At 43.2% G+C, this 9,621-nt stretch carries 10 protein-coding genes and 1 tRNA gene; 5 read left to right on the forward strand and 6 right to left on the reverse strand.

Translation table 11 applies throughout. The annotated features are described in order from the left end of the window. The first annotated feature begins 168 nt into the window (after window positions 1–168). A complete protein-coding gene (locus F7C14_RS06455; RefSeq protein ID WP_290901059.1) occupies window positions 169–384 on the forward strand; it encodes a hypothetical protein in 216 nt (71 codons plus the stop codon). Beyond that, on the forward strand, window positions 374–628 hold the full coding sequence (locus F7C14_RS06460) for a type II toxin-antitoxin system RelE/ParE family toxin (RefSeq protein ID WP_290901061.1): 255 nt from the start codon (window positions 374–376) through the stop codon (window positions 626–628). Before F7C14_RS06455 ends, F7C14_RS06460 begins: the two co-directional genes overlap by 11 nt. Before the next feature lie 355 nt (window positions 629–983). Here the strand turns inward: F7C14_RS06460 and F7C14_RS06465 are convergent, their stop codons facing one another. Beyond that, window positions 984–1,193, reverse strand: coding sequence for a hypothetical protein (locus tag F7C14_RS06465; RefSeq protein ID WP_290901063.1), 210 nt, complete (start codon window positions 1,191–1,193; stop codon window positions 984–986). 237 nt (window positions 1,194–1,430) lie between these two features. Then, window positions 1,431–1,504 (reverse strand) — tRNA-Pro (locus tag F7C14_RS06470). 54 nt (window positions 1,505–1,558) lie between these two features. Between F7C14_RS06470 and F7C14_RS06475 the strand changes: the two genes are divergently transcribed. Continuing rightward, entirely contained in the window at window positions 1,559–1,834 is a 276-nt protein-coding gene (locus F7C14_RS06475) for a hypothetical protein (protein ID WP_290901065.1), read from the forward strand. A gap of 33 nt (window positions 1,835–1,867) precedes the next feature. Then, window positions 1,868–2,944 carry an SPOUT family RNA methylase gene (locus tag F7C14_RS06480; RefSeq protein WP_290901068.1) on the forward strand — a complete coding sequence of 359 codons (1,077 nt, stop codon included), beginning with the start codon at window positions 1,868–1,870 and terminating at the stop codon, window positions 2,942–2,944. On the opposite strand, the gene F7C14_RS06485 is transcribed toward F7C14_RS06480, so the two are convergent. Next, window positions 2,900–4,048, reverse strand: coding sequence for a magnesium transporter (locus tag F7C14_RS06485; protein ID WP_290901071.1), 1,149 nt, complete (start codon window positions 4,046–4,048; stop codon window positions 2,900–2,902). The genes F7C14_RS06480 and F7C14_RS06485 overlap by 45 nt on opposite strands. A 15-nt stretch (window positions 4,049–4,063) precedes the next feature. Beyond that, on the reverse strand, window positions 4,064–4,597 hold the full coding sequence (locus tag F7C14_RS06490) for a flavin reductase family protein (RefSeq protein ID WP_290901074.1): 534 nt from the start codon (window positions 4,595–4,597) through the stop codon (window positions 4,064–4,066). A 73-nt stretch (window positions 4,598–4,670) separates the two neighbouring features. Between F7C14_RS06490 and gatE the strand changes: the two genes are divergently transcribed. Next, window positions 4,671–6,515, forward strand: a complete 1,845-nt coding sequence (gene gatE, locus F7C14_RS06495) for a Glu-tRNA(Gln) amidotransferase subunit GatE (RefSeq protein ID WP_290901076.1) — start codon at window positions 4,671–4,673, stop codon at window positions 6,513–6,515. Here gatE and F7C14_RS06500 read toward each other — a convergent pair. Together F7C14_RS06500 and F7C14_RS06505 are read right to left on the reverse strand one after the other, a co-directional pair. Next, window positions 6,512–7,657, reverse strand: a complete 1,146-nt coding sequence (locus tag F7C14_RS06500; RefSeq protein WP_290901079.1) for an acyl-CoA dehydrogenase family protein — start codon at window positions 7,655–7,657, stop codon at window positions 6,512–6,514. The genes gatE and F7C14_RS06500 overlap by 4 nt on opposite strands. Continuing rightward, window positions 7,654–9,606, reverse strand: coding sequence for a 3-hydroxyacyl-CoA dehydrogenase/enoyl-CoA hydratase family protein (locus F7C14_RS06505; protein WP_290901082.1), 1,953 nt, complete (start codon window positions 9,604–9,606; stop codon window positions 7,654–7,656). Before F7C14_RS06505 ends, F7C14_RS06500 begins: the two co-directional genes overlap by 4 nt. Window positions 9,607–9,621: the final 15 nt, after the last annotated feature.

Below are 9,621 nucleotides of genomic sequence, written 5' to 3' on the forward strand. Positions count from 1 at the left end.
CTTTAATACATATGTAATATAATTTTCTGAAGTTAGAGTTTGTGTAAGATCTGTCACTTTTGTTTTGACAATTGACAATTGTCAAATTCTTCTAAATCTAAAAAAGAAGATTTAAAGGAGTTAGTAGGATGACAACTTTTTTATTTTATTTTTGCAAACACAAGAGTAATGAGCGAAGTCGTCGAGATTCTCAAAGAGATCAAGGAAAAGCTTGATGAAATCGATAAGAGGCTCAAGAAGATAGAGGAAGAACTCTTTGATGAACTAAGCGAGGAAGAACTCAAAGAAGTCGAGGAAATACTCGAAGCCTGCAAAACTGGAAAAATGAAAACTTACACTCTTGAGGAACTGAAGAGAGAACTCGATATCGAAGATGAAGTTTAAAGTCATAACATCGGATCGAGCGGCTAAGGAAATCAAAAAGCTCGATAAAAAAGATAGAATTCGAATTTACAAGGAAATTCAGAGACTTGAAGACCTTTTCTCATTAGACATCAAAAAGATAAAAGACCGTATTTACAGGATTAGAGCTGGAAAGTTCAGAATTATTGTAGAGATAGACTTCGAAAATCGCATAGTTTGGGTCGCCAAGGTGGATAAAAGAGAAAGAATCTATGATCGCATATAATTCCTTAAAGTCTATTTAGTAAAGTAGCTTTGCAACTTTTCTTAGAAACCTCCAGAAATTCGGTACTATCAGGTTGCTTGTTATTTCGGCGGCATCTCAACCTTAGATGCCAAAGGGGGTAATTTTGACTCTTGGGAAAACGGGAATTTTCCCAAATCCCAATATTACGCACCGAAATTCACCACGTTAAATATAACAAATGTTACGACTCTATGTATTACCGCAAGATCGAATCACAAAAATTCTTCTTCTCCAATCCACTCTTACGACGAGGACTTTTCTGTTCTCGAAATCAATCTTAACGATGATTCGAACTTTTCCAACCAGATGCGGTAGTAGTCTCCCTTGATCTTTCTTATGTTGAGAGAGAAGAGATTCCAAGTTCCCTCTTTGCTTCTTCGAGCGTGTAAACCTTCATCCTTCCGCTCTTGCAGGCTTCTACAGTCTCTTTGATCTCCCTAAGATCTTCCTCAGTCAACTCTTCCCCTTCGAAAAGCTTCTCAATCCTCCTGAGCCTTTTGTCCATCTCTTCGAGTCTTTTCAGAATCTCGACAACTTCGTTCATCACATCTAAATTCGTTTATTTTAGATAAAAAGATTCCCACGAAGGAGATCTCGGTAAGATCCCTGTGGACACACGATTCTCCCACAGATCTTCTGTGGTTACACTCAGACAATTCTGTAATCTTCAGCTTCAATCACTCTAAGAACACAATACCTTCCGAATTTGAGCCAGTTTTTCGAAGATCGCCTTGTAGAGTTCTTAAGGTGGGTCAATCACCCGTTAGCAGAAAATTTCGAATGGGGCCGCCGAGATTTGAACTCGGGTCACCGGCTCCCAAAGCCGGGAGGATAACCAGGCTACCCTACGGCCCCTCGAAGAAGAAAAAAATAGTTAGTTATTTTAATGTTGTGGTTATATTTCTGCCCATGATTAATTTTAGAATTGTAAAGAATCGCAGAGGAAAGTTCAGCATTATCGTCACCTGTCCGAAATGCGGTAGGGAGGGATATCTGAGAGTTTACTCTAAAAGAGGTGACGAAATTCGCGCTTTTAAAATAGTTCACGAGAAATTTAATCGAGGCTGCCACATAGGAATAAATTCTGAATACTTCGAAGAGCTTTTCGAACTTCACAAAGCCGTAAGAGAGTTCGAAAAGGAGCTCGCCTACGAAGGAGACTACCCATCATTCAGACTTATCTGATAGTTTTAAATAGCGACTCCTCGAAGTTTATGGATGATATTCGTTAAAACCCAGAGAGGGCTGGAATACATAGCTGCAAGCCACATAAAAGACAAGCTCGGAGATGTCAAAGTTGAAGTGAGACCAGCCGGCTACCTCGGAATTCTAATTGTTCACAGCGATGACATCGAAAAGGTTAAAGAGGTTCCAGAAGTTGAGAGAGCCATACCCGTTCTTTTCGAAGTTAAATCCGACCTGAACGAGATTGTTTCTAAAGCTGAAGACGTAGTAAAGGCGATGGGAGAATTCAAAAGCTTTGCAGTGAGGACAACAAGGCGAGGATTAAAGCACGATTTCACAAGTACGGACGTTAACATAGAGCTTGGAAGAAGAATTCAGGAATTAAGCGGTGCTGACGTAGATTTGAACTTTCCGGAGAAAGCCGTTTACGTTGAGATCGTTAACGAAAGAACGTTCATAGGGGTTATAGATGGGAAGGAAGAACACAAGAAGTACACTCCAGAGAAGATCGATTCGACGAAATTTTTTGGGAAAATCAGTTTCGTTCAGATGCCTTATTTGGAAGATCTGAGAGGAGCGAAGCAGATTGGAGAAAGAATAGGGAGAGCCGCCCAATCTTTCGAGATAAAGGAGCTGATTATCGCTCCGTACAATTACGTAAACGCCTACGAACTTCTTGAGTTCCTCAAAGGTGTAAGGAGAGGGCAGATTGCAAGGCTGAAAATTCAAAAGAAGTCGTATTCGAGGGAAGTCAGAGAGGTTCCCGTTTACGTGCACGATTTGTATCAAACTGTAAGAGACAAGAAGAGAAGGAGGAACGTTTTAATTGTAACCGATCCGACTGGAAAACAACTTTCCGACATAAAGGAGGATTTAAAGAAAGCTTTTAGAAGAGCGGACGAGATCGTTGTTTTCGCTGGGAGCAGAGTCGGTTTGCCAAAAGGTATTTTCAGATTTGCAGATTTCGTGATAGATCTCACACCATACATAACATTCGCAACCGAGCACACAATTCCGACGACCCTCATAGCTCTGCTCGATGTTTATGAGGAGCTCGAGAAGGAGCTAAAAGAGGAGGGAAAGAGTAATAGTGAGAGCAGTTCCGATTAGGTCTGCTAAGGTAGTTATGGCTGGAACGGTAACGTTATCCGGATCGAAACCGAATTTGTGGAAAGCCACGGAAATGAAATTTCCGAGGAGCATAACGAACAAAGCCGTGAGCATGTAGAAGGGGAAAAAGAAGTAATAAACTCCCGGAACTTTTCCGAAAATGAAGTAGGCAACAAGAACTCCCGAAGAGTACATTATCGATGCCAGCGGCAACGTCAATGTCGTTAAAGCAAGAATGTCAAGAAGAGTCTCCTTTTCAAAAAATCTCTCAACTTCTCCTATGTGTAACTTAGTAGACGTTCTCGCTCCAACAACTCCCCCAAAGTTTCCTAAGCTACCGATTATTGCCGGGTAAAGAATGCTGAAAATGAGGGACTCGTGAATTTCTCTGCTGAATGTTTCAAGCAAAGCCCCAGAAATCGAGCTCACCGCAGCAAGAACGATTAACACTGTCGAGAGTTCGAAAAAAATCTTCTTCGAAATTTTGTACTTTACTCCCATAACTCCGAAGAGAACGAGAAAGAAAATTAGGGCAAATAGAAATACTCCTTCGTGAGTTTCGAAGAGCAAAACGAACAGTATCAAAGTTGGAATCGTGAGCAAATCTGCTACAGAAGTTACAACTGGAGTAGCAATGGCGTCGGGATCTATTTCTCTCCTAAAAGGTATTATCGTGACGCTTGCAGCAGTCAGTCCGAGAACCATGCTGACGAAAATTGTAGAAGCAAGCAGTATGGCGAAAACAACTATAGCGTTATCCAAGCCGAGCTTCACGACACTCACTAACCAGAGGATCGCCACAGGAAGGAGAGAAAGAGAGACTCCAGTTAAAATAATTTCCAAAACTTTCCTATCTTTAAGCTTCGGCTCGATTTCTCCAAGGTACAAAGCGCTTGTAAATCTTGAGGAGAGAGCACCGAATATGTTCCCCCTCAAACCCATTAGCCCCGGAAGAACAACGAGAATTAAGGGGTAGTGAAGCATCAGCTTTTCAAAGTACTTACCGAGGAAAATTCCAGCCGAAAATTCGAGGAGGAGAGAGAGTAAAATAGCTGGAAGAGTCAGCTTCCAAGCTGTAACGACCTTTTCTTTGAACACCCTCATGCCTCATCGCTCTCATTAGCGGACTTCAAAGAAGTTACTACTCGTTGAAAATACTTTTCCTCCTACGTGCATCAGAATTTTCGCATCTTCCTTCCAGACTTTCTCGAAAAGGTCCTTCTCTGCGTATGCTTCAACAATTTCGGCGATGAATACAGTGTGATCTCCAGCTTTTGCTTTATCTTTAACGACACATTCGAGGTTTGCTACGCAGTCCTCTATTATTGGCGCAGAAACTTTTTTCGCCTTTCCGAGTTTTAATCCCGTCAACTTAGCTTTATCAACGCTCCTACCGCTTTTTTTGCCGGCAAGCCACACCTTCTCGGCGATATCAACGCTTGGAACGTTAACCGTGAATTCGTTACTTTTCTCTATCAGTTCGTGGGTGAAGTTTTCCTCCCATATGGCTGCAGCCAGCATGGCTGGTTCGTCGTTTACTGGAGTTACCCAAGAGCAAGCCATGAAACTCGTTTTTCCCTCGTAGGAAGAGCATACCAAAACTACCGGACGAGGGTGAAGAAGTCTGTAAGCCTCTTTAATTTTCACCTTCATGGTAGAAGAGAGAGAACTTATATAATTTAAATTCTTGGAAAAATGTTTTTAACGCATCGCAAATTCTTTCTTGATGAACTACTCAGAGCTCGGTCTTAAAGTCGGAATCGAGATCCACCAGCAGCTTGACACGAAACACAAGTTGTTTTGCAGATGCCCCACAAAGCTTATGGAATTAAACGAATCCAATTTCGAATTCTTTCGCTACTTGAGGCTAAAAAGGAGCGAGCTTGGAGAAGAAGATAGAGCTGCAAGAGAAGAAGTTGAGAGGAGTAAAAAATTCCTTTACAAGTTTTATCCGACAACTTGCCTCGTCGAAGCCGATGAGGAGCCGCCAAGCGAGTTAAATAGAGAAGCTTTGGAAATAGCAGTTCAAATTGCAAAAATGCTCAACATGGAGCTCGTCGACGAAGTTCACGTGATGAGGAAGATAGTCATAGACGGAAGCAACACTACGGGATTTCAAAGAACCGCTTTGGTTGCTTTCGACGGCTATGTTGAAGTTGACGGAAGAAAGATTGGTGTAGCAACGCTTTGCCTTGAAGAGGAGGCTTGCAGAAAGATAGAGGAGAGAGAGGGAGTCGTAACTTACTCCTTAGACAGACTCGGAATTCCTCTTGTCGAGATAGGAACTAAGCCGGATATAGACTCTCCAGAGTTGGCAAAAAAGGTTGCTTGGAAGATAGGAATGATTTTGAGGAGCACTGGAAAAGTCAAGCGAGGACTGGGAACGATAAGGCAGGATGTAAACATATCCATAGCTGAGGGTGCCAGAGTTGAGATAAAGGGTGTTCAAAGCCTTGAAATTCTCGATAAAGTTGTTGAGTACGAAGTTCTCAGACAAGTTAACTTGCTTAAAATACGGGACGAGCTTAGAGAGAGGAACGCTGAGGTGGTTGAGGAGATTTTCGACGTTAGCGAGATTTTTAAAGGCACGAAGTCTAAGATTTTAAGGAGAGCTGGTAAAATCAAGGCGATTCTCCTCAAAAACTTTGCCGGAATTGTTGGAAAAGAAATTCAGCCGGGAAGAAGGCTTGGAACGGAGTTTGCGGACATAGCCAAAACTTTCGGTTTGGGAGGAATTTTCCACACCGACGAACTTCCAGCCTACGGAATAAGCGAAGAGGAAGTTAAAAAGCTTAAGGAGTTCGTCGGAGCTGGAGAGAATGACGCTGTTGTCATCGCTGCCGGAGATGAAGAGAGAGTCGACAGAGCTTTGAAGAGGATTATAGAGAGGGCAAAGTACTGCCTGATCGGAATTCCAGAAGAAACGAGAAAAGCAAACGAAGATGGAACGACATCTTACCTCCGCCCTCTCCCGGGAGCAGCGAGGATGTATCCAGAGACCGACGTTCCACCAGTGGAGATAGAGGACATAAAAGTTGAAATTCCAGAGCTGATCGAAGAGAGAGCGGAAAGGTACGTTAGAGAGTACTCCCTTCCAAAGGATCTTGCGATGATTATCGCAGATTCCGAATTCCACGACCTTTTCGAAGAGTTCGCTAAAAAAATTGGAGCAACCACAGTTGCGAAAGTCCTCCACATAATTCCCTCAGAGCTTAAGAAGGACGGTTTTAACGTTGAGAGACTCAGCAAAGATGACTTTAGAAAAGTTCTCGAACTCATCGCCGAGAAGAAAATAGCTAAAGAGGGTGCTGAAGAGGCTTTGAGGATGCTTTGCGAAGAAGAGCTATCTAAAGAGGAAATCGCCGAAAGAATAGGAAAAGCTGAGAATCTTGAGGAGTACATAAGAAAAGTTATAGAGGAGAGAAAGGATTTCGTCCTCGAAAGGGGGATGGGTGCTTTCAAACCGCTGATGGGAGTGGTTATGAAGGAGTTCAGAGGAAAGGTGGACGGAAAGATAGTTGCAGAAAAGTTGAAGAACGAACTGGAGAGATTTTTGTCAGAAAAATTCTAAAAAATACTCTTTTTTGCGATCATTCTTCCTATTACGAGCCTCTGAATTTCGCTCGTTCCTTCGTAGATCGTTCCGACCCTCGCATCTCGATAGTACCTCTCGACGTCGTACTCCTTGCTGTATCCGTAGCCTCCGAAGATTTGAACGGCTTCGTAGGTTACTTTAACTGCCATTTCGCTCGCGAAAAGCTTTGCTGCTGAACTTAAAGCCGGATCAGGCTTGCCCTGATCGATTAACCAAGCTGCTTTGTAAACCAAAAGCTTGGCAGCCTCTATGTCTTTAAACATCTCTGCCAGCTTAAACTGAATCGCTTGATGCTCTATAAGCGGCTTCCCGAAAGCTTTTCTCTCCTTAGCGTACTCCAAAGCCCTTTCATAAGCACCTATCGCAATTCCAAGCTGAACAGCAGCAACGCTTACCCTGCTTTCGTTGAAAAATCTCATAAGCTGGTAGAAACCGTTGTTTTCTTTTCCAATCAAGTTTTCCCTTGGCACAAACACGTTTTTCAGAAAAATTTCCGCCGTGTCGTGGCAATTCAAACCCATCTTCTTTATTCTCTTAGCTTCGTATCCTCTCCAACTTGTTTCAACTAAGAAAGCGCTTATACCTCTGTATCCCTCCTCGGGTTTCGTTTTTGCTAAAATTACAACCCATTCGGCAATGCTTCCGTTTGTTATGAAAGTCTTTGTCCCGTTCAAAATCCAGCCGTTATCGGTTTTTTCAGCTCTTGTTTTTATCGCTGCCACATCGCTCCCGCAATCAGGCTCCGTTATCGCTATGGCTGAAACTGCCTTCCCACTTGCGATTTTCGGCAAATATTTTTCCTTTTGCTCCTCGCTACCGAAGTACTTCACCATCGGACAGCCAAGGGATGCAGCAACTAAAGCCGAACCTATGCTGCTATCAGCTCTGCAAAACTCCTCAGCAATTATCACGCAACTTAAGTAATCGAGATCCGCTCCCCCATACTTTTCGGGAACGTCAGCGGCAATAAATCCGAGCTTGGCAGCTTTCCTTAAAATATCCCAAGGGTACTCCCCCTTCTCATCGTACTCTCTGCCGTAAGGTTTTATTTCCTTTTCCGCAAATTCCCTAACAGCTTCTCTCAGCAACTTCTGCTCTTCACTAAATTTGAAGTTCATTCTCCTTTCCACCTCGCTTTCCTCTTCTGGATAAAAGCGTTCATTCCCTCCTTGAAATCTTCCGTTGGAATGAGTTCGATTAGCTCCTTCACTCCAACCTTCAAAGCCGCAGCAAAAACCTGCCTCACGGAATTTACGGATTCCTTTATGGCTTTCGATGATCTCGGTGCGAGTTTCGAAATTTTTTCAGCGTATTCAATTCCCACAAGCTCAAGCTGATCGTGGGGGACAACGATATCAACTATTCCCAAATTCTTAGCCTCCTCGGCATCCATAACATCTCCAGTCAAGCAGTAAACAGCCAGCTTTCTCCCCACCATTCCTACTCCGAGGGTAGATGCGATAGGCGGCATCGCTCCGATCAAACCTTCTGGGACTGAAAAGCTTGCCTCTTCACTTGCTATGACAACGTCGAAGAACAAGTTGAGTTCCATGCCCCCTCCGAAAGCGTATCCATTCACAAGAGAGATTATCGGTTTTGTGTAGGAGGAGAGAGTTTCGATTAAAGGCATGGCAACTTTCTCGAAAAAGTCTTTGCCGTCTGCAAACTTTTTCCAGGAGCTCATAACGGCTATGTCATCTCCAGCACAGAACGCTCTGCCTTTGCCAGTGATTACAACAACTCTGACGTCCTCGTCCTCTTTAGCCTTTAAAAAAGCTTTCTTCAAGCCTGCCCACATTTCCTCGTTTAAAGCGTTGAGCTTGTCAGCTCTGTTCATCGTTATTAAAGCGTAGTTGTGTCTCTTCTCGTAAATTACCGAACCAATATCCATGCGTTCGTACATCCACTTGTAAAATCCTTCTCCCGTTTTCTTCCCGAGTTTGTTCTCCTTAAGCATTTCTCTTAGCAACTCATCAGCTTCGTACTCCTTCAAACCGGTTTCCTCTCTTCTCCTGTCAAGCGTTTCAACTATCCTATCAATTCCGTAATCGTCGGCAATCTCAAGAATTCCTCTTGGATAGCCCATCCCGAGAGTCATAGCTTTGTCGATGCTCTCTCTGCTTGCTACACCATTTCTGAGCAACCAAGCAGCTTCGTTAACGGCTGGAGCCACAAGCCTCAAAGGGTTTATTTTATAAGCGAATTTCTTCGGAATTTTTGCTCTACCGTACATTCCCTTGTATTCGTAAAATCCCCTTCCAGATTTCATTCCAAGTCTACCATCTTTCACCATTTCTTCAACGAGCTTTGGGGGTTTTACGTTAAATCCCCTCCTTGTCACTTCGCTGAGAACATTGTGAACGACATCAACTCCGCTGAAATCCACGACCTCAAGAATGCCCATCGGCAATCCCAGTCGATATCTTGCAACGCTATCAATTTCTTCTGCTTTGTATCCCTCTTCAATCATCCGTATTGCCTCAACAAAAACTCTGAGGTTTATCCTATTCACGAGAAAACCCGGAACGTCTTTTTCGACAACCACGTAATCCATACCTATGCTCTTGGCGAATTCAATAGTTTTTTCTAAGGTTTCATTGCTCGTCTTTTCTCCTTTCACGATTTCAACGAGCTTGATGAGAGTGGGTGGATTGAAGAAGTGCAAACCGATAACCTTCTCTGCTCTCGAAGTATCTGAAGCGATGTCAGTGATGGGAATAGTCGAAGTGTTCGTCGCGAGAATTACCTCTTCCCTACAATTTTCGTCAAGAACTCTGAAAACCTCACGCTTAACGTCTGTTTTTTCAACGACCGCTTCAATCACAAAATCAGCTTCTTTAGCTGCTTCGGACAAATTTGTGGTCGTTTTTATCTTTGTAAGAACGCTTTTCAGAGATTCGATCCTTCCTTTTTCCGCAAGCTTTCCCAAACTCCACTCAATCTTTTTTAGAGCATTCTTAAGGATTTCATCGCTGATGTCCACGAGAACAACATCGTACCCAGCCATGGCACATATTTGTGCGATTCCATGTCCCATTGTTCCAGCGCCAACGACCAAAACCCTCATCGAATTCCTCTCTCC

Origin of the sequence: Ferroglobus sp., assembly GCF_015521575.1 — an archaeon.
GTDB lineage: Archaea > Halobacteriota > Archaeoglobi > Archaeoglobales > Archaeoglobaceae > Ferroglobus.

Bases quoted from the DNA above. Each gene is read 5' to 3' on its own strand.
- F7C14_RS06500 (WP_290901079.1), bottom strand. From the start codon at position 7,657: ATGAACTTCAAATTTAGTGAAGAGCAGAAGTTGCTGAGAGAAGCTGTT.
- F7C14_RS06455 (WP_290901059.1), top strand. From the start codon at position 169: ATGAGCGAAGTCGTCGAGATTCTCAAAGAGATCAAGGAAAAGCTTGAT.
- F7C14_RS06485 (WP_290901071.1), bottom strand. From the start codon at position 4,048: ATGAGGGTGTTCAAAGAAAAGGTCGTTACAGCTTGGAAGCTGACTCTT.
- gatE (WP_290901076.1), top strand. From the start codon at position 4,671: ATGAACTACTCAGAGCTCGGTCTTAAAGTCGGAATCGAGATCCACCAG.
- F7C14_RS06490 (WP_290901074.1), bottom strand. From the start codon at position 4,597: ATGAAGGTGAAAATTAAAGAGGCTTACAGACTTCTTCACCCTCGTCCG.
- F7C14_RS06465 (WP_290901063.1), bottom strand. From the start codon at position 1,193: ATGAACGAAGTTGTCGAGATTCTGAAAAGACTCGAAGAGATGGACAAA.
- F7C14_RS06505 (WP_290901082.1), bottom strand. From the start codon at position 9,606: ATGAGGGTTTTGGTCGTTGGCGCTGGAACAATGGGACATGGAATCGCA.
- F7C14_RS06480 (WP_290901068.1), top strand. From the start codon at position 1,868: ATGATATTCGTTAAAACCCAGAGAGGGCTGGAATACATAGCTGCAAGC.
- F7C14_RS06460 (WP_290901061.1), top strand. From the start codon at position 374: ATGAAGTTTAAAGTCATAACATCGGATCGAGCGGCTAAGGAAATCAAA.
- F7C14_RS06475 (WP_290901065.1), top strand. From the start codon at position 1,559: ATGATTAATTTTAGAATTGTAAAGAATCGCAGAGGAAAGTTCAGCATT.